Annotated in this window: 22 protein-coding genes; 16 read left to right on the plus strand and 6 right to left on the minus strand. The window is 49.8% G+C overall.

The features are described 5' to 3' along the window. Positions 1–2: 2 nt before the first annotated feature. Complete coding sequence (locus tag ACLPHM_RS02045) at positions 3–2,204, minus strand: thiamine pyrophosphate-dependent enzyme (protein ID WP_430219607.1); 2,202 nt, start codon at positions 2,202–2,204, stop codon at positions 3–5. A gap of 178 nt (positions 2,205–2,382) precedes the next feature. On the opposite strand from ACLPHM_RS02045, the gene ACLPHM_RS02050 reads away from it, so the two are divergent. Further along, the gene (locus tag ACLPHM_RS02050) at positions 2,383–2,838 is read left to right on the plus strand and encodes a MarR family winged helix-turn-helix transcriptional regulator (RefSeq protein WP_430219608.1); all 456 of its coding nucleotides are present in this window, start codon (positions 2,383–2,385) and stop codon (positions 2,836–2,838) included. 321 nt (positions 2,839–3,159) lie between these two features. Here the strand turns inward: ACLPHM_RS02050 and trxA are convergent, their stop codons facing one another. Together trxA and ACLPHM_RS02060 are read right to left on the minus strand one after the other, a co-directional pair. After that, the gene (gene trxA / locus ACLPHM_RS02055) at positions 3,160–3,537 is read right to left on the minus strand and encodes a thioredoxin (RefSeq protein WP_430219609.1); all 378 of its coding nucleotides are present in this window, start codon (positions 3,535–3,537) and stop codon (positions 3,160–3,162) included. 155 nt (positions 3,538–3,692) lie between these two features. After that, complete coding sequence (locus ACLPHM_RS02060; protein ID WP_430219610.1) at positions 3,693–4,979, minus strand: NCS2 family permease; 1,287 nt, start codon at positions 4,977–4,979, stop codon at positions 3,693–3,695. Between the two features lie 190 nt (positions 4,980–5,169). Here ACLPHM_RS02060 and tsaD point away from each other — a divergent pair, with 190 nt between their 5' ends. Further along, positions 5,170–6,216, plus strand: a complete 1,047-nt coding sequence (gene tsaD / locus ACLPHM_RS02065) for a tRNA (adenosine(37)-N6)-threonylcarbamoyltransferase complex transferase subunit TsaD (RefSeq protein ID WP_430219611.1) — start codon at positions 5,170–5,172, stop codon at positions 6,214–6,216. 123 nt (positions 6,217–6,339) lie between these two features. Here the strand turns inward: tsaD and plsY are convergent, their stop codons facing one another. Continuing rightward, positions 6,340–6,969 (minus strand): glycerol-3-phosphate 1-O-acyltransferase PlsY, encoded by a 630-nt coding sequence (gene plsY / locus ACLPHM_RS02070; protein WP_430219612.1) that lies wholly within the window; start codon positions 6,967–6,969, stop codon positions 6,340–6,342. 124 nt (positions 6,970–7,093) lie between these two features. Here plsY and surE point away from each other — a divergent pair, with 124 nt between their 5' ends. Genes surE through rlmD form a run of 4 tightly spaced genes read left to right on the plus strand, consistent with a single transcriptional unit; the run spans position 7,094 to position 10,954 of the window. Beyond that, entirely contained in the window at positions 7,094–7,852 is a 759-nt protein-coding gene (gene surE, locus ACLPHM_RS02075) for a 5'/3'-nucleotidase SurE (RefSeq protein ID WP_430219613.1), read from the plus strand. Continuing rightward, positions 7,833–8,657 carry a protein-L-isoaspartate(D-aspartate) O-methyltransferase gene (locus ACLPHM_RS02080; RefSeq protein WP_430219614.1) on the plus strand — a complete coding sequence of 275 codons (825 nt, stop codon included), beginning with the start codon at positions 7,833–7,835 and terminating at the stop codon, positions 8,655–8,657. Before surE ends, ACLPHM_RS02080 begins: the two co-directional genes overlap by 20 nt. A gap of 18 nt (positions 8,658–8,675) precedes the next feature. Next, positions 8,676–9,518 carry a peptidoglycan DD-metalloendopeptidase family protein gene (locus ACLPHM_RS02085; RefSeq protein WP_430219615.1) on the plus strand — a complete coding sequence of 281 codons (843 nt, stop codon included), beginning with the start codon at positions 8,676–8,678 and terminating at the stop codon, positions 9,516–9,518. Between the two features lie 26 nt (positions 9,519–9,544). Further along, positions 9,545–10,954 (plus strand): 23S rRNA (uracil(1939)-C(5))-methyltransferase RlmD, encoded by a 1,410-nt coding sequence (gene rlmD / locus ACLPHM_RS02090; protein ID WP_430219616.1) that lies wholly within the window; start codon positions 9,545–9,547, stop codon positions 10,952–10,954. A 149-nt stretch (positions 10,955–11,103) separates the two neighbouring features. On the opposite strand, the gene ACLPHM_RS02095 is transcribed toward rlmD, so the two are convergent. Continuing rightward, complete coding sequence (locus tag ACLPHM_RS02095) at positions 11,104–11,433, minus strand: ArsR/SmtB family transcription factor (RefSeq protein ID WP_430219617.1); 330 nt, start codon at positions 11,431–11,433, stop codon at positions 11,104–11,106. Between the two features lie 66 nt (positions 11,434–11,499). Between ACLPHM_RS02095 and arsH the strand changes: the two genes are divergently transcribed. Together arsH and ACLPHM_RS02105 are read left to right on the plus strand one after the other, a co-directional pair. Then, positions 11,500–12,222, plus strand: coding sequence for an arsenical resistance protein ArsH (arsH, locus tag ACLPHM_RS02100; RefSeq protein ID WP_430219618.1), 723 nt, complete (start codon positions 11,500–11,502; stop codon positions 12,220–12,222). Positions 12,223–12,233: 11 nt separating this feature from the next. Further along, entirely contained in the window at positions 12,234–13,523 is a 1,290-nt protein-coding gene (locus ACLPHM_RS02105; protein WP_430219619.1) for an arsenic transporter, read from the plus strand. Between the two features lie 23 nt (positions 13,524–13,546). On the opposite strand, the gene ACLPHM_RS02110 is transcribed toward ACLPHM_RS02105, so the two are convergent. After that, positions 13,547–14,422, minus strand: coding sequence for a LysR substrate-binding domain-containing protein (locus tag ACLPHM_RS02110; protein ID WP_430219620.1), 876 nt, complete (start codon positions 14,420–14,422; stop codon positions 13,547–13,549). A 127-nt stretch (positions 14,423–14,549) separates the two neighbouring features. Here ACLPHM_RS02110 and ACLPHM_RS02115 point away from each other — a divergent pair, with 127 nt between their 5' ends. From ACLPHM_RS02115 to ACLPHM_RS02150, 8 genes are all read left to right on the plus strand, one after another. Further along, positions 14,550–16,289: an acyl-CoA dehydrogenase family protein gene (locus tag ACLPHM_RS02115; protein WP_430219621.1), complete on the plus strand. Its 1,740-nt coding sequence runs from the start codon at positions 14,550–14,552 to the stop codon at positions 16,287–16,289. 17 nt (positions 16,290–16,306) lie between these two features. Then, complete coding sequence (locus tag ACLPHM_RS02120; RefSeq protein WP_430219622.1) at positions 16,307–17,488, plus strand: CaiB/BaiF CoA transferase family protein; 1,182 nt, start codon at positions 16,307–16,309, stop codon at positions 17,486–17,488. A 99-nt stretch (positions 17,489–17,587) separates the two neighbouring features. After that, a complete protein-coding gene (locus tag ACLPHM_RS02125) occupies positions 17,588–18,766 on the plus strand; it encodes an ABC transporter substrate-binding protein (RefSeq protein WP_430219623.1) in 1,179 nt (392 codons plus the stop codon). Between the two features lie 39 nt (positions 18,767–18,805). Beyond that, the gene (locus tag ACLPHM_RS02130; protein WP_430219624.1) at positions 18,806–19,678 is read left to right on the plus strand and encodes a branched-chain amino acid ABC transporter permease; all 873 of its coding nucleotides are present in this window, start codon (positions 18,806–18,808) and stop codon (positions 19,676–19,678) included. Continuing rightward, positions 19,675–20,625 (plus strand): branched-chain amino acid ABC transporter permease, encoded by a 951-nt coding sequence (locus ACLPHM_RS02135; RefSeq protein ID WP_430219625.1) that lies wholly within the window; start codon positions 19,675–19,677, stop codon positions 20,623–20,625. Before ACLPHM_RS02130 ends, ACLPHM_RS02135 begins: the two co-directional genes overlap by 4 nt. Then, complete coding sequence (locus tag ACLPHM_RS02140; protein ID WP_430219626.1) at positions 20,618–21,331, plus strand: ABC transporter ATP-binding protein; 714 nt, start codon at positions 20,618–20,620, stop codon at positions 21,329–21,331. Before ACLPHM_RS02135 ends, ACLPHM_RS02140 begins: the two co-directional genes overlap by 8 nt. Beyond that, entirely contained in the window at positions 21,324–22,025 is a 702-nt protein-coding gene (locus tag ACLPHM_RS02145) for an ABC transporter ATP-binding protein (RefSeq protein WP_430219627.1), read from the plus strand. The genes ACLPHM_RS02140 and ACLPHM_RS02145 overlap by 8 nt, the downstream gene beginning before the upstream one ends. A 12-nt stretch (positions 22,026–22,037) precedes the next feature. After that, complete coding sequence (locus tag ACLPHM_RS02150) at positions 22,038–24,134, plus strand: 3-hydroxyacyl-CoA dehydrogenase NAD-binding domain-containing protein (protein ID WP_430219628.1); 2,097 nt, start codon at positions 22,038–22,040, stop codon at positions 24,132–24,134. The last annotated feature ends 9 nt before the right edge of the window (positions 24,135–24,143 follow it).

The following is a 24,143-nucleotide window of genomic DNA, read 5'->3' on the forward strand; positions in this document are numbered from 1 at the left end:
GTTCAGAATGCGTAACGTTCACGCTTAGCGGCGCTACGGCGCTGGAACCAACCGATTACGTTGCGACGCAGTTTTTCGCGCCAGCGATCCCAGCCGGTAGGGTTGTTAATGATTTGTGCGCGGTAGAACGATGGGCACAAAATGGCGGCATGCGATACTTCACCGCATAAGCCACAGCCCACGCAACTATTCATCACCGTAGCCACAGGGTCCGAACGCAGTGCATCGGGGTTAGGGCGAATGGATAAGGAAGGGCAGCCAGATAAGCGTATGCAAGAGTGATCGCCTGTGCAGGTATCAGGATCCACGCCAAAGCGTTCACGCACTACACGCTGACCGTCGGATAAGGCTTTACGTACTTGACCGCGTTCACGGCGCTGTCTGTTCAGCATGCACTCACTTTGTGCAATCAGTACTTTGGGGCCTTTCTCTTCTGTAGTTAAGGCGTCACGCAGCGTTTCCGTCATGGCTTTGAGGTCATAGGTACGACGGATGGTACGCATCCACTCCACACCCACGCCTTTAACGGCTTTTTCAATAGGGTGGTTGGTGCTGCGGGTGATGTTTTGTGCACGCGATGACAAGATGTCTTGTCCGCCGGTGGCCGAGGTGTAGTTGTTGTCGATAATGATGGTGAGGTTATCGCTCTTGTTGAACACCGCATTCGCCACACCGCTGGTCAAGCCGTTGTGCCAGAAGCCACCGTCACCCATGACGGAAATGGCGCGTTTGTTGCTGGCGCCCGTGTTTAATGCTGCCGCCCCAGCGCCACCCAAGCCGTAGCCCATGGTGGTATTGCCAAGATGGAAAGGCGGCAGAATAGAGAATAAGTGACAGCCAATATCAGCACTCACGTGGTGCGGGCCTAGTTCACGCTCTACCAGTTTCATCGCTGTGAAAATAGGGCGTTCAGGGCAACCGGTACAAAAGCCCGGAGGTCTACCGTGCACGTTGTCATTCAATGATCCTGCGGGCAGCACTTCTGCAGCCACTGCAGTGGTAGTCGCAGGTTGGCGTTGTACGCTTTCTTCTTTGAGTGGAATCACACGTGGTTTACGAGCGGGTTGTGGCTCAATGCGACCATAATGCTCTAAGTAAGCACGTAGCCCTTTTAGCATGGTGAGGGTGTTGTACTCGCCAGCCATGGGCAAGAAGTCTTTACCGTGCAGCTCGGTTGTGCTTTTGGCTTTACGCAAAATAGCCGAGATGTTTTGTTCTACGAAGTTAGGTTGGCCTTCTTCTAGCACCAGAACGGCGCGTTTACCTTCGCAGAAGCGTAAGATTTCGGACTCTATTAGTGGGTAGGCTACGTTCATCACGTACATAGGAATCTTGGATTCGCCAAACACATCAGCCAGATCCAAGTGTTCTAAGGCACGAATAACGTTGTTGTAGCCACCGCCCTGAACGATCAACCCTATATCGTCGTGGTTGTCACCGAAGAACTCATTAAGCTGGCGCGATTCAATGAACTGCACCGCAGCAGGCCAGCGTTGTTCGATTTTTTCTTTTTCATGCAAGAAGCTGGCAGGAGGCAGCACAATACGATCCAAGTCGCGTTGTGGGTTTTCCATGGCCTCTTTGAGCGAGAACTTAGCGCGCTTATTATCAGAGGCAACGAATTGACCGTGTACGTGACAAGCTCGTATGCGCAATTGCAGCATCACAGGTGTATTGCTGGCCTCTGACAGATCAAAGCCATCTTTTACTGCTTGCACAATACAGGGCAGGTTAGGGCGGGGGTCTAACATCCACATTTGTGATTTCATTGCAAAAGCGTGGCTACGCTCTTGCATGATAGAAGAACCTTCACCGTAGTCTTCGCCCACGATGATCAACGCACCGCCTTTCACGCCGCCAGAAGCCAGGTTAGCCAATGCGTCCGAGGCAACGTTTGTACCTACGGTAGCTTTAAACGTGACCGCACCACGCAATGGGTAGTTCACAGAAGCTGCAAGAGACGCAGCAGCCGTAGCTTCACTAGCGCTGTTTTCAAAACGTATGCCGTTTTCCGTGAGAATGTCTTGGGCATCTGCCAACACATCCATTAAGTGGGAAATGGGTGCGCCTTGATAACCAGCTACGTACGAAACACCAGACTCTAAGAGTGCTTTGGTGACGGCAAGAATGCCTTCGCCACTAAACACATCGCCTGCGCCTAGACGTAACAGCTCAACCTCTTTGACAAATGAACGCTCTGCCATCGTGTCCTCCTAGTGCTACTGCTTTTTGTATATTGGAATATTATTATTTTCATATGAATATGTTTAGTTCTCAATATATTATTTGTGATGGTTTTCCCTGATAAGGAAAACGGCATACCGCAGTGCGGTGAGCAAAGTTTGGTATATTAGGCAAACTTCAGACTCTATTGGCCACGTAATGACCGCCTCTACAACCGATAAATTTGTGTTCGTTGATGACTATTTACCCGCTTTGCTGGCGCAAGCGAGTTTGATTATCTCGACGGAGTTTCACCAAGTCGTACTAAAAAAAGGCCTGTCCATTACCGAGTGGCGTGTGTTGTCGACGTTATCAGGTGCTGGTGTGGTGAGCGTGGGGCATTTGGCGCGTATTGCGACAAGCAAGCAACCTACCGTCACGCGGGTGGTAGATAAGATGGTAGGGGCGGGCTACATATGTCGTGTACCGCATTCGGGCGACAGACGTGTCACATTGGTGGAAATCACCGAGGAAGGGCAGGTGTTGATTTCGGGCTTGATTCAAGAAGCTAAGCACCACGAGTCAGAAGTGATCCGACGTTTGCAGCCTTTAGATATAGATATGCTCAAAGATACGTTACGCAGCTTGATTGCCGAAACGCGTAGCGATGATTGATGCGGTACTCATCGCACACACCGGGGAACTGCAGGAAAGCTTTTTGTGATTTGAGACACCAAATCAAAAAGTTTCCTCTCCGTCCCCCTGATACTTCTGAATCTGGCAGGTTCACAGCCCTTTCTTCTGCTCGACAATGACGGGTCTGAGCGATCCCACTGATCTGCGACAGAAATAGAAAAACCGCGCAGCAACTATTACAGCAAAGCCAAAGAAAGCGACCACGCACGCCTATAGCTACGCTTCTGCGCTACTTGAGAAAAGGGAGTAAAGGGAGAATCTGAAACCGCTTGAAATCATCCAAGCGGTTTTCAAGCATGATTAGGCTTCAGGAGCCTGTTTTTGCTGTTCGGCAATTTCAGCATGTACTTGCTGCATATCTACCGCTTTAACTTGAGAAACCAATTCTTCCAATTGTGACTCAGAGAGAGCACCAGAGTGGGAGAACAGCAGTACGCGTTCGCGAAATACCATGATGGTAGGAATAGAACGAATGCGCAGCGCAGCGGCCAGCTCTTGCTCTTCTTCGGTGTTTACTTTGGCGAAAACGATATCATCGTGTTTCTCGGACACCTTTTCAAAGGTTGGGCCAAATTGGCGACAAGGGCCACACCATGGCGCCCAGAAATCGATAATGAGTGGCTTATCGCCTTCGATGCTGGATTGAAACGTGTTTTGCGTGAGTTCTACAGTGCTCATGAGCCGGACCTTCTAAAAAGAGAGCAAACAGTCGCTGGGACAGTGAGTAAGACTCCAGTGTAGCGTGTTTAAGTGCTATTGCAACGCCTTGCGGTTACAAAAACGGCAACAGAATATTAGCTTCTGTTGCCGTTGGAGACCGAAGGATAAAGGACTTATTCGAAGGTGTATTTCGCAATAAACAAGGCCGCTACGATGATGGTAGCAGGGTGCATATCACGGAATTTACCGGTGACAGCCTTGATCACTACGTAACTGATAAAGCCAAATGCTAGGCCGTTTGCAATGGAATATGTAAATGGCATTGCCAGTGCAGTCAGGGCAGCTGGAGCAGCTTCAGTAACGTCATTCCACTCAATATCGCCCAACTCACGCAGCATCAAACATGCGACATAGAGCAATGCAGGGGCTGTAGCATAAGCAGGTACGACACCAGCCAGTGGTGAGAAGAACAAGGCCAGCAAGAACATGGCGGCGATCACCAAGGCGGTCAAACCTGTGCGGCCACCAGCTTGTACGCCAGAGGCGCTTTCTACGTAAGCTGTTGTACTGCTAGTACCGATCATGGAACCGGCCACAATCGCGGTACTGTCAGCCAACAACGCACGGTTCAAACGGTTGGGCTTACCTTCTTGGATCAGGTTGGCGCGTTTTGCTACACCAATCATGGTGCCAGTCGCATCAAAAATCTCTACCAACACTAATACCAGAATCACGTGCACTACACCCATGGACAGTGCGCCCATGATGTCTAGTTGCAGGAAGGTAGGAGCAATGCTGGGTGGCAAGGACATCAGGCCATGAAATTCGCTGTGACCCAACTGGATGGACAGCAGCGTAATCACCAAAATACCGATCAGGATGGCGCCGCGTACTTTCAGGGCATCCAACGCAGCAATGATGAAAAAGCCCAAAATGGCGTACAGCGCAGCAGGCTCGGTCAAGCTACCCAAGCCTACTTTGGTGGCCGGGTTGGCAACCACGATTTGGGCGTTGGACAATGCAATCAAGCCCAAGAACAAACCAATACCCGCCACAATGGCAGAGCGCAGTGAGCGGGGGATGCCATCTACAATCCAGCTACGTATGCCGGACACCGTCAGAATCAGGAAGATAATCCCCGATATAAATACGGCCCCCAGCGCTTGTTGCCACGTAAAACCTAGCGTACCGACAATCGTGAAGGCAAAGAAGGCGTTTAGCCCCATGCCTGGCGCCATACCAATAGGCCAGTTGGCGACAAAAGCCATAATCAGCGAACCAATAATGGCAGCCACGCAAGTCGCCACGAAAATGGCGTTGCGGTCCATGCCGGTGGAGGACAGAATCTCCGGGTTCACAAAAATAATGTAGGACATGGTCAGGAAGGTAGTCACCCCGGCCAGTATTTCTGTTCTGATGTTGGTTCCGTGCTCTCTTAGTTTGAATAGCTGTTCAAACATAAGGCTCCCCTGTGAAATAAAAATGTGTGTTGCGCTTGAGCTATTTGCTGCGAGGCAGATTTTAGACCTTTTGGCCGCCTTATGGTGGGGAATGCAGGGTATATCATCATGTGGGGATGCTGATAAGGCTTATGTGCCTCAATAGAGAAGCGTAACGGAGCAGTACGCTTTCGCAGTACAATAGAAGGCTATGAAAATACTTGGTTATGAAAGCTCTTGCGATGAAACGGGCGTCGCAATAGTCTGCACAGAAAAAGGGCTGCTGGGCCATGCCTTGCACAGCCAAATCGCCATGCACCAACACTATGGTGGCGTGGTGCCTGAGCTCGCCTCAAGAGACCACATTCGCCGTGCGCTACCGCTCACGCAAGAAGTGTTGGACCAAACTGGCTTGAGCTTGTTGGATATTGATGCCGTGGCGTACACCGCAGGGCCTGGTTTGGCGGGTGCGTTGTTGGTAGGTGCCAGTGTGGCGCGATCCTTAGCGTGGGCGTTAGATTTGCCTGCTATTCCCGTGCACCACTTAGAAGGTCACTTGTTATCGCCATTGCTAGCTGAACCCCGACCAGACTTCCCCTTTGTGGCGTTGCTGGTGTCAGGCGGTCACACGCAGTTGATGCGTGTAGATGGTGTAGGTCAATACGAATTACTAGGTGAAACACTGGATGACGCCGCGGGTGAGGCGTTTGATAAAAGTGCCAAGCTGATGGGCTTGGGGTATCCGGGTGGTCCAGCTTTGTCCAACATGGCACAAAAAGGCAATGCCGATGTCGTCTCGTTGCCGCGTCCTATGCTGCATAGCAAAGATTTAGATTTCAGTTTCAGCGGTCTGAAAACAGCTGTACTGCTCAAGATGAAAGAGCTGAAAGCACAGTATGACGATGTGGTGCCAGAAGATCAGTTGGCCAATCTGGCCGCTGGTACTGAGGCCGCTATTGTGGATGTGTTGGCTGCTAAAGCGATACGCGCCTTAAAAGAAACAGGCTTGAAGCGTTTAGTGGTGGCTGGGGGCGTGGGGGCTAACTTGCCGTTGCGTAACCGTTTGCTGACACAAGCCGCCAAGCTCAAAGCTGAAGTGTTCTTCCCGCCCGTGGCGTTGTGTACGGATAACGGTGCAATGATTGCGTTTGCTGCAGCGATGCGAGCGAATGCGGGCTTGTTGCCTGAGAATCTGAAAAAGCCTGGCTTTACGGTGCGCCCGCGTTGGGAGTTAAGTAAGGCAGGTGAGCTGTACTAAGGTGTAGCGCTGCTGTGGGATGCAGCGCACACGCTGGGGACTGCAGGAATACTTTTTGTGATTTGAGACACCAAATCAAAAAAGTTTCCTCTCCATCCCCCGGTTGGTCTGAGTGTGGTAGGTTTACAGCTCTTTTTTCTGACCCACTTTAGGTTCAGTGCCCTGAATCAGTCTGCGGATGTTGGCACTGTGACGCCAGAGCAACAATGCGCAAATTAAAATTAAGCATAAGGCGATCACGCCATTCAGTGGCCACAACGTGCCTGCACCTAGGAAGTAATACATGGGGCTAAGTACAGCGGCGGTCAGGGCAGACAGCGACGAATAACGGCTGGCATAAAACACCACTAACCACGTGGCTGCCGTCAGCAATCCCAACCAAATATTCAACGCCAACAGTACGCCTAGTGCCGTGGCAACTCCTTTGCCGCCTTTGAATTTCAGGGTGCAAGGGAAAATATGTCCTAAGAAAGCCGCCAGTGCAGCAATGCCTGGTAAGCCGGTAGACAGTCCCCAGTAACGCACGGCATACTGAGCCAGAAGCACAGCCACTACGCCTTTCAGCATGTCACCCAACAAGGTGTATATCGCGGCTTTCTTATTTCCCGTACGTAAAACGTTGGTCGCTCCTGGGTTTCCAGAGCCGAAGCTGCGCGGATCCGCCAGCCCCATGAACTTGCTGACAATCACAGCAAAAGGCAATGAGCCCAGAAGATAGGCGATAAGAGCGGTCAGAATAACGCTGGGTAACATGGTTGTTTTGGGAAATGGTTGAAGAAGAAAATACTAAAATGGTGATTCTACTGGCTTGATGATAAAAAACCAAAGCAGCAGGTACAATGTGAGCTGTGCCTCACTCTGTTTTTCGGGTTGAACAATGAAAATACTAATTTCCAACGATGATGGGTATAACGCAGAAGGCATTGAGGCTTTATATGCGGCCCTGAAAAACTTGGGAGAACTGGTGGTGGTGGCACCAGAAACCAACTGCAGTGCATCGTCTAACGCGCTGACGCTAAATAGGCCACTGTTTGTGCGCCAAGCCTCCAACGGCTTTCACTATGTCAATGGTACTCCGTCAGATAGCGTGCATGTCGCGCTAACGGGCTTATTGGATTTCAAACCCGACTTAATCGTGTCTGGTATTAATAACGGTGCCAATATGGGTGACGATACCTTGTATTCAGGTACGGTAGCTGCCGCGATGGAAGGGCACTTGTTTGGTATCCCGTCTATCGCTTTTTCACTGATTGAAAAAGGCTGGCAACATCTGGATAGCGCTGCGCGCGTTGCTCGCGATATCGTAGAAAAAGTTGCGAAACAACCCTTGGCTGCAGGCACGTTATTGAACGTGAATATTCCTAATGTGCCTTACGAGGCCCTAAAAGGTACACGTGTGACGCGTTTGGGTAAGCGCCATCCTTCAGAGCCAGTAATCAAAAGCGCCACACCATATGGTGAGCCGGTGTATTGGATTGGGCCAGTAGGTAAAATCCGTGACTCCGCTAGCGATACTGACTTTGGTGCGGTAGCCGATCTGGCTGTGTCATTGACACCATTACGTTTCGATCTGACCAGTTATGACAGCATCGAAGCCATGAAACGTTGGGTGAGCGATGAGCAAGAATCCCAATAACAACCGATTTTCGTGGGCAGACGGCACCACCAATAGGTTTGGGCGCTCCAGACTAGGTAAAGGCTTAACCACTTCAAACAGTAATGCAAAGGTCATCCAACCGGGCCAATTACGTGCGCCACTCAGCACGCCAATAGAAACAGTGGCAAGGAATGTAAATCTGGGTTTGAACTCAGAGCGTTCGCGTGGCATGATGATCGAACGTTTGCGCAGACAGGGCATAAAAGACGAGCGCGTGCTGCAAGCCATGATGGCTGTACCACGGCATTTATTCGTAGATGAGGGCTTGGCAAGTCGAGCCTACGAAGAAGACGCTCTACCTATAGGCTACGCGCAAACTATCTCGCAACCTTGGGTGGTAGCACGTATGATTGCTACCTTATGTGAGGTGCGTGTTCCTACCAAAGTTCTGGAAGTGGGCGCTGGCTGCGGCTATCAGACGGCTGTGCTCGCCCAATTGGCCAATGAAGTGTATGCCATAGAACGAATACAGGGACTATACGATCTAGCTCGTATTAAAATGCGTGATTTAGGCTTAACAAGCCGCGTAAGATTAAACTTTGCGGACGGTATGCTGGGTGTGCCCCATGCCGCGCCGTTTGATGGAATTATTGTGGCAGCAGCCGGGCTGAAAATCCCGCAGGCGTTACTGGAACAGTTGGCTGTGGGAGGGCGTTTAATTGCCCCAGAAGGCTCTGCCTCACAACGATTGGTATTGATTGAGCGTACTAGTATGACAACGTGGCAACGTAAGGAGTTAGAATCCGTGCGTTTTGTGCCGTTACGTGCCGGTACTCAGCTTTAAAAAACTCAGGAGAGGGATATGCAGCATTCAGGCGGTAGGTTGATGGCCGTTGCTGAAAATGGCTTGAGCAAGTCGGCAAGCCGTAGTGTAGTAAGCGTAGTCTTGCTATCAGTAGTGTTAGCAGGTTGTGCTTCCAGAATGGATAAAGCACCTATAGTGGATGGTTCCGCTGGTGGTCCTACTGGTACCACGCAAACTGCACAAAATGCTGGTGGTACGTATCAAGTAAGAGCGGGCGATACGCTCTACAAAATTGCACAAGCTCATGGCATGAGCGTGTCAAATTTGAGCCGTATCAACAACATTACCGATCCTTCACAATTGCGTGTGGGTCAAGTGTTGCAACTGGGTGAGGGCGCTACACAAGTAGCCGTTACTACACCTGTGACCCCACCTCCCACCAAAGCGCCTGCGCAGCCTGAACAAGTGCCACCAACTAGTGGGACTACGACTACACCTGCCGCAACGGGTACCGTACAACGTGCAAGCGATGCAAACCTGATTGCGTGGGCATGGCCTGCAAACGGCCCTGTTATTCAGGCCTTTACTACCGCGACTAAAGGTATAGATCTGTCCGGTGCTATCGGTGATCCTATCCGTGCTGCTGCAGATGGTAAAGTGATGTACGCCGGTAATGGTGTACGTGGTTTGGGTAATCTGATCTTGTTGGGCCACAGCAATGGCTTCATTACAGCCTATGCGCACAACGACAAGTTGTCCGTAAAAACGGGTGACGAAGTGAAAAAAGGCCAAACTATTGCATCGCTGGGTGAAAGCGATACAACCTCCCCACGCTTGCACTTCGAGATCCGCCGCAGAGGCACACCAGTCAATCCACTGGCATATCTGCCCGCACGCTGATATGATTTTCAGCCGAATGGCATAACGTGAACGAATGCGTTGCTTGTTCATACAGGCAGCGCATTTTTAATTTAGACATCCCCATGACAACAGCATACGAGTTGGAAATAGAGTCTCTCGATATAGAGGGACGTGGTGTAGGCCACTACGATGGAAAAGTGGTATTTGTAGATGGTGTACTGCCAGGTGAACGCGCGTTAGTGGAAAACGTACGCAGCAAATCATCCTATGACAAAGCTCGCGTTGTGCAGCTGTTGACACAGTCTCCCCAACGACAGACACCTCCCTGTCCTAGCTTTGGTGTGTGTGGCGGCTGTGCCATGCAACACCTAGAGCCTGCGGCGCAGGTAGCGGTTAAACAGCGTGTGTTGGAAGATGCGCTGAACCACATTGGTGGTGTCAAAGCGGAGAGCTATTTGGCACCTATGCATGGCCCGTATTGGCACTATCGTCATCGTGCGCGTTTGTCCGTGCGTAATGTGATGAAAAAAGGCACAGCGTTAGTGGGCTTTCGTGAGAAAGGCAGCCATTACGTTGTAGATATGGCCGATTGCCACATCTTGCCTCCGCAGGTGTCGGCATTGTTATTGCCACTGCGCGAGCTGATTAGCGGCATGTCTATCCCGCACCGTATCCCACAAATCGAAGTGTCGGTAGGTGAAGATTGCTTGTCTTTGGCATTGCGCCATATCGAGCCATTGCAAGACAGCGATATACAGAAGCTGCGGGACTTTGCTAAACGCTATAACGTGAGTTGGTGGTTGCAGCCTAAAGGGCCAGAAACCATGCACCCATTAGAGCGCGAAGACGAAGATAGCTTGTATTACGACCTGCCAGATTACGATCTGCACATGCCGTTTAAGCCTATTGATTTCACGCAGGTGAACCCTAGCATCAACCGTAGTTTGATCCGTTTGGCACTGAACCTGCTGCAGATTAAACAAGGCGAGCGTGTGGCAGACTTGTTCTGTGGTCTGGGTAACTTCAGCTTGCCATTAGCGCGTGTAGCGTCTTCGGTAGTGGGTATTGAGGGTAGCTCTACCTTAACTAAGCGTGCGGGCGAAGCGGCGGCTTTACATGGCCTGCAAGATAAAGCCAGCTTTACGACCTTGAACTTGTTTGAGGTAGACGTATCGTGGCTGCGTCAGTTGGGCTATTTTGATCGCATCCTGATTGACCCCCCACGTGATGGCGCACAAGCTGTCGCACAAGCGCTAAGCGAGTTAAGCGAGCACGAAAAGCCTAAACGTATTGTGTACGTATCCTGTAACCCCGCAACCTTGGCACGTGATGCCGGTATCTTGTTGAAAGAGGGCGGTTACCGTTTGCTGAATGCAGGCGTGTTGAACATGTTCCCGCACACTGCACACGTAGAGTCTATTGCTGTGTTTGAGCCGGTTTCAGCCGGCGCAGTACAAAGCACCGTAGAGGCGTAACAGCACGATCGTTGTGTTGCCATGTAGGCGGATAAAATGGCTACTGTTGAGTTTCTCACAGTAGCCATTGCTTTATGCGGTGCCGCGGTGTTTAACGCTGTAGTGCTGCGATGCAGTCCACCGTGTAGTTGAGTGGGCAGTAAGCCTAGCTATTTGCTAATGAGGTTGCACTCCACTGTGCTACAGCCGTCTTGCTGCTGTGCGCAGCACTCCGCCATCAAGAAGTTAACGAGTCCCATCATTTCGGTCAGGTTCGCTCTATAACGCTGGTAGCGTCCCTCTTGGGTAGCCGTAATCAGCCCGGCATGGGTGAGGGCTTTGAGGTGAAATGACAAGTTGGTAGAGGGAATTTGCAATGTGCTGGCAATATCGCCTGCGACCAATCCATCTTCGCCAAACTTCACGAGTAGCTTAAATACATCTAACCTGACTTCTGAGGCCAGGGAATCGAACATTTGTACGGCTGTTTTGGTGTCCATAAGTTGATTGTTCAATTATAGTTGAATTATTGTATTGTTATTGCTAATACTAAGCGTAATCTCCTCATGGATACTACCACCTTGCCACCGCAAGTCATACCAGAACTGTTTGGCGCACCTGATTTACAGCAGTTATTGCAGCCAACGCAACGAAAGACGCACGTACCACGCTTTTTACTACTTTATGGCTCATTGCGAGAGCGATCCTATAGTCGCTTCGTGATAGAGGAAAGCGCCCGTTTGTTGCAGGCGTTTGGCGCTGAGGTACGTGTTTTTAATCCCAAAGGCTTACCGCTGGTAGATGACAGTTCGGAGCAACATCCTAAAGTGCAAGAACTACGATCGTTAGCGCAGTGGGCAGAGGGAATGATTTGGTGTTCTCCTGAACGGCACGGCGCTATGACGGGAGTGATGAAAACACAAATAGATTGGATTCCGCTATCTGAAGGCGCGGTGCGGCCTACACAAGGTAAAACATTAGCCGTGATGCAGGTTTCAGGAGGTTCACAATCCTTTAATGCGGTGAATCAGATGCGGGTGTTAGGGCGTTGGATGCGCATGCTGACTATCCCAAATCAGTCTTCTGTGGCCAAAGCGTATTTGGAGTTTGACGAGGATGGCCGTATGAAACCGTCGGCTTATTACGATCGTATTGTGGATGTCGTGGAAGAACTGGTGAAATTTACACTGCTAACACGCGATGTAGGGGGGTATTTGGTTGATCGTTATAGTGAGCGCAAAGAAAGTGCTGAAGCCCTAAGCGCTAGAGTCAACCAGCGTTCTATTTAATGGTGTAGATCATGTTTATTGCAGTAGGTATTTTTATCCTTACATTGGTACTGGTGATCTGGCAGCCCAGGGGATTGTCCATAGGGTGGAGTGCGAGCATTGGGGCTGTGCTGTCCTTGCTACTGGGTACCGTCAGTGTGGCTGACATCCCAGTGGTATGGGGCATAGTGTGGAATGCAACCGCCACATTCATCGCCATCATTATTATCAGTTTACTTTTAGATGAGGCGGGCCTCTTTAAATGGGCAGCTTTGCACGTGGCTCGTTGGGGGAAGGGCAGTGGTTTAGCCTTGTTTGCGTTGATTGTCTTGCTAGGGGCTGCAGTAGCCACGTTATTTGCCAATGATGGTGCGGCGCTGATTTTGACACCTATTGTGATGGCAATGCTCTTAGCCTTGGGCGTGAATGCAGGCGCGACATTAGCGTTTGTGATGGCCGCAGGTTTCATTGCAGATACCGCCAGTTTGCCTTTGGTCGTCTCCAACTTGGTCAACATTGTTTCGGCTGACTTTTTTGCTATAGGTTTCACTGATTATGCGGCGGTAATGGTGCCTGTGGCTATTGTTGCTGTAGTAGCGTCTTTAGTGATGTTGGTGCTGTATTTTCGTCATGCAATACCTAAGCGCTACAGCCAGGAGTCATTGCAACAACCCCACGAAGCTATCGTTGACCCCATTACCTTCCGCTTCGGTTGGCTAGTACTACTGTTATTGCTGGTGGGCTTTTTTGCACTAGAGCCTATGGGGGTACCCGTGAGTGCTGTGGCTGCAACGGGGGCGTTGTTACTCTATGCAGTGGCAACGCGTCAGCGCATCATCAATACACATAACGTCGTTAGGGCTGCGCCGTGGGCCATCGTTATATTTTCTTTGGGCATGTACTTGGTAGTCTATGGCTTACGTAACCAAGGCCTAACAGACTATCTGGTACGTCTACTGAATTACTTCGCTGAACAAGGGCTTTGGGTAGCGACATTAGGCACAGGGCTGCTGACAGCACTGTTGTCTTCAATCATGAATAACATGCCTACAGTCTTGGTGGGGGCTCTGTCTATTGAGGCGTCCAGCGCTACAGGCGTGGTGAAAGAAGCCATGATTTACGCCAACATCATTGGTAGTGATCTGGGCCCCAAAATAACACCTATAGGCTCATTGGCGACACTGCTGTGGCTACACGTGTTGGCACGTAAAGGTATGGTGATTAGCTGGGGCTATTACTTCCGCGTAGGTGTAGTGCTGACGCTTCCTGTGTTGTTGGTGACGTTGCTGGCGTTGGGGGTGAGGCTTAGTTGGGTGAGCTAGAAGGAGACTATGGAGCTATAGCATTAGTCAGGAAAGATTTGCTGTAGAAAATTATCTCGTAGTACAGACTGAGGTATTGGTTTCCAGACGCAGTGCGTTTCCGACAAAATGTGATGATTATCTATGGGGCGATAGCACACATCACTTTTCATCAGTTGTTGCATAGATTGTGGCACCAGCGCTATGCCCAAACCTTGGGCTACCAGTTCCACGATGGTGAGCCAATTGCGGCTTTCATGACTGATGCGTGGGCTGAAGTCTGCGGTGGCACAGATCGCCATGATGCGATCATGGTAGTGCGGAGAGAGGCTACGCGGAAATAATAGAAAATTCTCGTGCCGGAGTTGTTGTATAGCAAGTTGAGGGTGTTGGCTCAGAGGGTGGTCACTGGGCAGACAGCACAGAAATGGCTCAGCCAGAAATAAACGGGTTTGTAGGTCGTCTTCGTCTTGATGATTATGAACAAACCCTAAGTCTATTTGCTCTCGTTGTAATGCTTTAATTTGTTCGCTGGAGTTCAGTTCCTTTAGTGAAACCTCTACATCAGGATAGTGCTGTTGGAAGGCCTTAATGTGCTGGCTTAATCCTCTAAATAACATAGAGCTAGCAAAGCCCAACCGTAGTTGTCCAGAAATCCCTTTAGCAACTTGCTCGCCCACTCTACGCATGTCATTGGCATGTCGTAGTAGGTGCAGTGCTTCTTTGTGAAACAAAGCGCCCGCCGCGGTTAATTGCACGCTTTTATTGGTGCGATCAAAGAGGCTAAACCCCAGTGATTGTTCCAGTTGCTGGATACTCATGCTCAATGGTGGCTGCGAGATATGTAGTATCTTTGCTGCCCGCCCAAAATGTAGCTGCTCTGCTAGCACAACAAAATGCATGATTTGCTTCAAGGTCATCCCAGACGCCTTTTCAATATATTTTTTATATCAAACAATCAGAATAATATATTTTACTTAGTTATAGGGGATTGCCAAGATAGGTGTCAGAACAGTATTGGACGGTGAGCCAAATAAGGAGGATGAGATGAGCGAGCACACTAATCAGCACACTGTAGATATTCCTGATGCCAAAGGCATGAATGTTTTTGAGCAAGACTTGGCTTTGCAGAGTCTCATAAAGGTGTATCTTGAGCCCAAGCTAGTACAGCATTTGTGGCCTTACCTTACCCGTCTGGGTCAAGAGGTAGGGGGGAAGTTAGATGAGTGGGCGTCTACAGCAGATAAAAATCCACCGGTGTTACAGCACAGAAATCGTCAAGGCTTTGATGAGCAGAAAATCATCAAGCACCCAGACTATATTCAGTTGGAGCGCAAAGCGTATAGCGAGTTGGGATTAGCCAGAATGTCGCATGTGGCCGGTGTATTAGATTGGCCTGAAGTGATGCCGCCTATGGCGAAATATGCACTAACTTTCTTATTTGTGCAGGCAGAATTTGGCTTGTGTTGCCCTGTGAGTATGACGGACTCCCTCACTCATACCATGTGCAAGTTTGCGCCTAAAGAGGTAGTGGATCGTTACTTTCCCAACCTGACCACCTCCGATTTTGATGCCCTGACGCAAGGTGCCATGTTTATGACGGAGCAAGGCGCAGGCTCGGATGTGTCCAGAATCACGACGGTAGCTTGTGAGAAAAACGGTGAGTGGTTGTTAACGGGCGATAAATGGTTTTGTTCTAATCCTGATGCGGGCGTGGCCATGGTATTGGCCCACGTAGAAGGTGCGCCATCTGGTCTTAAAGGATTGGGGTTATTTTTACTGCCGCGTCATTTGGAAGATGGCAGCACGAACAATTACCGTATTTTGCGTCTTAAAGATAAGCTGGGCACACGCTCCATGGCTAGCGGTGAGATCACCTTAGAGGGTGCCAAGGCGTACCTGCTAGGTGAGGTAGGGCGGGGTTTTCAGCAGATGGCTGACATGATTAACTTGTCACGTCTGTCCAATGGTGTACGGGCTGCAGGTTTGATGCGTAGGGCGGTGGGCGAGGCATTGTATATTTGCCAGCATCGGCAAGCGTTTAATAAAGCCTTGATAGACATGCCTTTGCAGCAAAAACAACTATTAAAAATGATGCTGCCTAGTGAGCAGGCGCGCAGCATGATGTTTCACACCGCGTTTCTGATGCACCAGGCTAAACAAGGTGATGCGGATGCAGCGAAATGTGTACGCGTGTTGACGCCATTGATCAAATTCCGTGCGTGCAGGGATGCCCGTAAAGTGACGGGGGATGGCATGGAAATACGCGGTGGTTGCGGCTACATAGAAGAGTGGTCTGACCCACGTATTGTGCGTGATGCGCATCTGGGGTCTATCTGGGAAGGTACCAGTAATATTGTGGCACTTGATGTAATGCGTGCCATTAAGCGTAATCAAGCCTTGGATTTCTTGAAAGCCTATCTACAGCGACTGCTCAATGAAAGTACGCTGCCAGAGGTCTCTAGCCAGCAGTTAGCAAGCAAGTTGGCTGACGTGGTGGCTTTTGTGGAGCAGGTGGCTGAGGCTGACGACGAACAAGATACACGTAAAGCTGCCTCAGCGCTGTACCACATTGCTACCGCCATCATGATGGCATGGGAAGCCTCTAGATTGAAAAACGAAGGTTGGGCACGTCTAGCATGGGCGCATTTGGTAGTGCGTTACCGTTTGTCCGCCTACGATCCACTACGTGTTGATAACAGTGCATCGCAGAAAACAGCACTTCAGTATTTACTGCTACAGCAGCCATTAACAGAGGAACAAGCGTTTAGCTTGTTAACCGCGTAATGGAAGGGAGAGCAGCGATGCAGCATGGTGCATTAGATGGCATTCGTGTGGTGGATCTAAGCCGTGTATTGGGCGGACCATTTGCGGCACAAGTGTTGGCCGATCATGGGGCCAGTGTCATCAAAGTAGAGCCTCCTGCGGGGGATGATACGAGGCTATGGGGGCCACCATTTAGACAAGAAAGTGCCGCTTATTTTGCTGGGATTAATCGCAATAAACGTGGCATGGTCGTGGATTTTAGTACGCAGGAAGGGCAGCAGCTCTTAGCTGATTTGCTGGTAAGCGCCGATGTGTTGATTGAAAACTTCAAAATAGGCACGCTAGAAAAATGGGGCCTAGGCGATTTGCAACAGCGTTTCCCTCGTTTAATTCATTGTCGTGTGTCTGGCTTTGGTGCAGACGGCCCGTTGGGGGCATTACCTGGTTATGACTCCGTCATTCAGGCCATGACCGGCATCATGAGTGTGAACGGTGACGAGGGGGCAGAGGCATTACGTGTGGGGTTACCTGTAGTAGATATGGTGACAGGCATGAATGCCGCCATGGGAGTGCTGCTAGCGTTGCAAGCAAGACAACGTAGTGGGCAAGGGCAGTTTGTAGAAGCTGCCCTGTATGACAGCGGTATATCGCTGTTACACCCGCATGTTCCTAACTACTTGTGGTCTGGGAACATGCCAAAACGTACTGGTAATGCGCATCCAAACATTACCCCTTATGACGTATACCAAAGCGGTACTACGCCGGTGTATATCGCTGTTGGCAACAATCGTCAGTTTGCCAAGCTATGCGAATACCTAGCCTTGCCGAGCATTCCCGAGGATGAGCGTTTTTCTAGCAACGCAAATCGTTGTCAGCATAGGCAAGAGCTAAAAACCATACTTGAGAAAGCGATGTCATTGCATGATGGCAAGCAGCTTGCTGCGGAACTCATACAGCAAGGCGTACCTTGTGGTCCCATCTTGGATGTGGCTGACGTGGTGCAACACCCGCATACACAACATCGTCAGATGTTGGTGTCTATTGGTGAGCATTACCAAGGTATCGCATCACCTATTAAGTTGGATAAAACCCCAGCGAGTTATCGTTTGCCGCCTCCCCAGTTTGCTGAACATAGCACAGAGATTTTGCGTGAGTACGGTGTGGATGAGTCAGCCATTACGCGGCTATTGGAGCAGGGGGTAGTGAAGCAGAAAGCGTGAAAAATATCTTACTTATACCGTTTTATCGGTAGGTGGATGTAGGCATTGTCTAGGCAATGCACAATAAAACAAAACAATTATTACTAAGCAGGAGGAGCAATGAAACACAGTTATTTGTCGTTTCTAACAGTGCTGTGCGTGATAACCGCATCCGCAGTCTCTGCCGCGCCACAAGAGATACGTGTAGGTTCGGTGATTTCCTTAACAGGAAATAATGCGCGAGGTGGCACAGGCATGCATGAGGGCATGCAGGTGGCGGTAGAGGTGTTTAATGAACGCCAGCCAGAATATGCCATTCGGCTGCTGACCGTGGATGACGAGTCTGCGCCCAGCAAGGCGATTGCAGCGGTGGCTCAGTTGTCATCACAGCGTGTGGTGGCCATTACCGGAGGTGCTACTTCCGATCTGGTAGCACCTGCGGCGGCCGCCGCTGATAAGGTCAGTATGGTGTATATCACCTCTGGTGGCACGAGCGAGGAGTTTGTGAATCAAGGCTACCGAAAATTCTTCCGCATTAATAATACGCATGGCTATGTGAACGCGATGACGGGGCTCTTTACCGACATGGGCATACAAAATATGTCGGTAGTGTATTCCACGCAGAAATCCACCTATGAATTGGCCAGAGATGTAAAGCAGACCATGGAGGCCAAAGGGGTCACTGTGCATATGCATCCGTTTGATCCGGCAATTCGCGACTTCAAACCAGTGGTCAATAAGGTAAAGCTCTTGGATCAGCCTGAGCTGATTAATGTATTGGGCTACGAGAATGACTATGTGGGCTTCTTACGCGCCGCGCGTATTTTGCAGCCTGATGTCAAAGCCATTGTGGGGGTTTGGCAAATTGCTAATGCCAAGATGGCCCATGAGTTTCCAGACTTAGTACGCAATATCTCGGGCACAGAAATGTTGCCGTATCCCGTGGAGTTTAGTGATGCAGAAGGACAAGCCTTTGAGCATAGGTTTAAAGAGAAATTTAATAAAAGTCCTGATTACTTAAATGAATATGGCTACGTGCAATCTATGTTGTTGTTCGAGGCTATTGCTAGAGCTGCAGATAAGGAAATCTTGGATACACCAAATGGTTTGGCGGATGAAATGCGCAACACGGATCGCCAGACGTTAATAGGTAGGGTGAAGTTTGAGGACAATGGCGACAACCCTTATTTCATGCCAAATATCGGGCAGCATCAAGAAGGAAGGGTTGTGCTGGTCTGGCCAGATCAAGCGGCAACGGGTGAAATGAATTTGCCGGGTGTTCCTTGGCGCGCTCAATAATCCATTATCAAATTTTTATAAAAAACGTGGAGACAAACTATGTTTGAACTAATTTTACAGGCCTTGTTTTCAGGCCTGTTAATTGGTGGTTCCTATGCGTTGATAGCACTGGGGCAGGCCTTGGTTTTTGGAAACATGAAGATAGTGAACCTGGCTCATGGTGAGCTGGTGCTATTGGCAGCTTATCTTGCCTACAGCTGCGAGATTTGGTGGGGGCTCAACCCTATAGTGGCGATTCCTTTGGCCATGCTGGTGGTGTGCGTGCTAGCGGTTTCTATTTATCTGATGGTAGATAAGATCCGTTTAGATCGAGAGCTGAATTCCTTATTGCTGACTTACGGTGTAGCCATCGTGCTGACAAACGTGATTTTGTTGATTTGGAAGTCGGATGTGCACGCTAGCGGTACGCCGTGGTTTCAAGAAGCATTAGTGATTAAGAATCTCTATAGCATGAACAGTGAATGGTTCTTCTTTTTGGTGAGCATGCTATTGCTGTTGGTGTGTGGCTGGTGGTTACGCAAAAGTTGGTATGGGCGTGCAGTACGTGCCGTAGCCAGTAATAGAGATGCAGCAAAACTCATGGGCGTTAATCCACGTCAGACAGAAATGTTGTCGTTCGTGGTGGCGGGTTTACTGGCTACCTTTGCTGGTGTTGCTCTTTTTAGCACAACATTTATTCAACCTGAGTTGGGTAATTTGCTGACCATTAAAGCTTTCATTATTACGGTGTTGGCAGGCGTGGGCTCTATTCCAGGAGTGTTCTTGGCTTCGGTGCTATTGGGGGTTGTTGAGTCGTTGACTATTACCCTCTTTAGCTCATCGCTGCAGGAGCTAACCGGTATGGTGCTGTTCTTGCTGGTGTTGTTCGTGATGCCAAATGGCTTGTTTGGACAGAAAAGGAGAGCCGCATGACACAGCGCATTTGGCTAGTAGTGCTACTGGTGGGATTTTATGTGTTTGTACCACTGGCACTGGGCAATAACTTTTATTTGTATAGCTTGTTGATTGCCGCATTGACCATTGCAGCCATTGCAACAGCCTGGTCCTTGCTGAGCAATTTAGGCGGCATGATGAGTTTTGGTCATGCAGCATTTTTTGGTGTGGGTGCTTATACCTCTGCGTTGTTAACCATGCAGGTAGGGGTGCCGGTGTTGTTGTCTATGCTCATAGCAGGGGTCTGCACGGCAGTGGTGGCTATTGTGATGTTGCCCACGCTTCGACTATCTGGTCCGTATTTTTCACTGGCAATTTTGGGCTATGCACATATTTTTAAAATCATTGCCACTGAGTGGCGCAGCTTAACTGGCGGGGCGGGGGGCTTAACGGGAATTCCTGCTTTACCTACGTTTATGGGCATGGACTTAGGGAGCAACTTAGGCAGTTATTTGTTGATTTTGACCGTGGTGCTACTGTTTATTGTGGCCTATTACTGGCTTAGCAAAAGCTATTACGGCTTAGCGTTGAAAGCCATGCATGAGTCCGAAACGGCCACGCGAGTGATTGGTGTGAACAGTTTTTGGTTAAAGGCATTGATGCTGTTTATTTCTGCTTTTATGACTGGGATAGTAGGGGCGTTTAATGCGCATTACATCAACTTCCTGGAGCCTAGCTACGCCTTTGATTCCAGTTGGACATTGATACCTATTATTGCTGCTATTTGCGGTGGGTATCGCAGCATTATCGGACCATTTGTGGGGGCCATTGTGATTTACCTGATGGATCAGTTTGTGTTTAAAAACCTGATCCCAACAGGTCACCAAGTTATTTTAGGAATGCTGTTAGTAGGCATGATCATCCTTAGACATTCGGGGCTGGTGAGTCTGATTGGCGGTAAAAAACAAGGAGGGGCACATGCTTGAACTCGATCAGGTAACCATACGTTTTGGTGGGCTGGTGGCCGTGAATCACGTGAGCTTCAGTATGCAGCAAAATGAAGTGGTGGGTTTGGTAGGGCCAAATGGTGCAGGTAAAACCACCTTGTTTAATGCCGTGTCAGGATTAGTACGACCTAATTCGGGGCAGATACGTTTCCAGCAGCAGAATATTATGCGTATGCCTTTGCATAAACGAGCTAGACAGGGCATAGGCCGGTCTTTTCAAATTCCGCAGCCATTACACCAACTGACCGTACGAGAGAATCTGTTAGTAGCGCAGCGTTTTGGCATGGGTCGTGTAGACATGCCGAAAATTGATGAGATTCTTAGCTTTATGGGGCTAGCGCATAAGGCGGAGAGCCAGGCGGCAACAGACTTAGCCCTTACTGAATTGAAAGCGTTGGAGGTCGCTAAAGCCTTGGCGACAGAGCCTAAATTACTGTTGTTGGACGAGGTGTTGGCAGGGCTAGAGGTGAAAGGTAAAGCGCACTTTATGCGGCTGTTAAAAACGTTACAGCAAGAGCGCCAAATAGGCATTCTGATTATTGAGCATGATATTGAAACCATCATGCAGCTTTGCAATCGCGTGTGTGTATTGAACTTTGGTCAGTTGATTGCCGATGGCGAACCCGAAAAGGTGTTCAAGATGCCAGAGGTCATGCAAAGCTACACAGGAGAAATACATGCTTAAGGTAGAGGCAATCCAAGCCGGTTATGGCGATATCAATATCTTGTGGGATGTGTCACTTAGTGTAGAAAAAGGTCAATTCACCACCATTATTGGTACGAATGGCGCAGGTAAAACTACCTTGCTACGAGCCATTATGGGGCTGATCCCTCTTAAAACAGGGGCGATACGCTTGGAAGGTACGGATATCAGCCGCTATGAAACATGGGATATGAATGAACGCGGTTTATGTCTGATTCCTGAAGGACGAATGGTGTTTAGAGAAATGTCCGTGGAAGAAAACTTGATGATGGGGGCGTATCCCCAAAAAAGCAGGGCTAATGCAAAGCAAAACCTAGAGTCTGTGTATGCACGTTTCCCACGGTTAAAAGAGCGCTATAAGCAATTGGCTGGTTCGTTATCGGGTGGTGAGTCGCAAATGTTGGCGATGGGGAGGGGCTTAATGTCTGAGCCAGACATAATCTTGATTGATGAACCTTCGCTGGGGTTAGCGCCTGTCATCGTGAACGATATTTTCGATATTCTGCGAGGCTTAAAGGACGAGGGAAAAACCATCGTACTAGTAGAACAGAATACGCATCGCTCGGTTGAGATGGCAGATCACGTGTACTTAATGCAAAGCGGCAAAGTTATTTTGTCGCAAAATGCAGCCGACGTGGATTTGGATGCGCTGCATGATTTGTATTTTGCACGATAGCAAGGAGGGTATATGTCAGAAGTGCTTACGTATACGGTGCAGGATGGCGTAGCAATCCTTGCCTTTGGACAAGGTAAAGTAAATGCCTTGAGTTTGTTAGTAAGAACAGCGCTGTATAACGCTATGCAGCGTGCACAAGACGATGTGCAGTGTCAGGCGATTGTCTTAGTGGGTAAAGGTAATAGTTTTAGTGCAGGCGCGGACATTAAGGAGTTCAATACCCCTCAAGCACACGCCACACCCTCTTTAGAAGCGCTATTGGCACGAGTGCAAGCAAGTACTAAGCCTGTGGTCGTAGCTATACAGGGCGTGGCACTAGGCGGTGGTTTTGAACTGGCGTTGGCGGCGAGCTATAGGGTGATGCATAGCACGGCCAAACTAGGGTTACCTGAGGTGAGTTTGGGGTTGATTCCTGGCGCAGGTGGAACGCAACGTTTACCGCGTATTGTGGGTGTGGGAACGGCGGCAACATTGATTGCCACGGCACAGCGACTAGATGCCGCTGAAGCCTTGAGTTTGGGCGTGGTTGATGACGTATCTGAGCATGATGTCTTAGTTGATGCTGTGCTGCTAGCCAAGCAAAAAGCCCCCGATTTTATGGCTTGCCCTGATGATGTTCCGGCGCTAATACCTACAGCCGAGGATGCGCAGCAATTGCAAGCGCTCAAGGCGTCGTTAGCTAAACGTAAACGGGGTTATCTCGCGCCAGTAGTTGCTGTGGAATGCGTAGAGCAAAGCACGCATCTCACGTTGCAAGAGGGGTTGAAGCATGAGCGAGAGCAGTTTCAGCAGTTGATGCAAGGTACGCAAAGCAAAGCGTTGCGGTACTTGTTTCTGGCTGAGAGACGTACGCAAGATGGGTTGCACACGCAAGCCGTCAATGACAATTTCACTAACGTAGCCGTCATTGGTGGCGGGCTGATGGGGCGTGGCATCGTTATGTCGTTGTTGGATGCTGGGCTGCAAGTCGTGTTGGTAGAGCAAAGCGTGGCCGCAGAGCAAGCAGCAGTACAGAGCATTAAGCAAGCCTACCAAGGGCAGGTGGACAAGGGGCAACTTGATAAATCGCAGCAGGATGCCCGCCTACAAAGACTCACTAGTTCAGCACAGATCACCACTATGGGCCACGTCGATTTGGTTATAGAGGCAGTGATTGAAGACATGGAGGTCAAGAAAGCTGTATTTGCTCAGTTAGATACGCTGTGTGGCCCAGAAACTGTGTTTGCGAGCAATACCTCTAGATTGGACATTAATCACTTGGCGGCGGCTACCCGTCGTCCTGAGCGTTTTCTGGGCTTGCACTTTTTTAGTCCTGCCAATCGCATGCCCTTGCTAGAAGTGGTGCAAGGGGCACGTACTGCTCCGGTCGTGATGGCACAGATCATGAGCTTTGCGAAACGTCTACGCAAGATTGCCGTGCCTGTAGGCGTGTGTGAAGGGTTTGTAGGCAATAGAATGCTGACGGCGTACAGACGCGAAGCTTCATTTTTGCTAGAGGAGGGGGCCAGCGTGGCTCAGGTAGATGCTGCGCTGTACGACTTTGGCATGGCGATGGGGCCTTTTGTGATGACGGATATGGCTGGGCTGGATATCAGTTGGGCCGCCAGGAAACGGTTGGCTGCGAGCAGAGATCACACCATTCGAGACAGCAAAATTGGGGATAGGCTGTGTGAAATGGGGCGGTTCGGTCAGAAGAGTTTAGCGGGATACTACCGATACGAAGCCGGCAGTCGTCAACCCGTAGAAGATCCTGTGGTGGCAGAGGTGATTCAGCGTTGTGCGCAGGAGGCGGGTATTGCTCAACAACCGTGGCAAGCAGCACAGATTGTAGAGCGGGCCATGTATGCATTGATTAATGAAGGCGTACACCTACTTGCCGAGGGTATTGCTAGACGAGCTTCCGATATTGATTTGGTGTATGTGAACGGCTATGGCTTTCCTGCCTATAGGGGAGGGCCAATGTTTTATGCCGATACGGTGGGGTTGCAGCATGTTTATCGTCAAATACGACAATGGGAACAGCAGTTCGGCAAACATTGGTCTCCCTCGCCGCTTTTTGCCGAGTTAGTGCAAAAACAGCAACGACTATCCGACTATCAATCAGAATAAGGAAAAATA

Origin of the sequence: Paenalcaligenes sp. Me131 (genome assembly GCF_050487225.1) — a bacterium.
Classification (GTDB): Bacteria; Pseudomonadota; Gammaproteobacteria; order Burkholderiales; family Burkholderiaceae_B; genus Paenalcaligenes.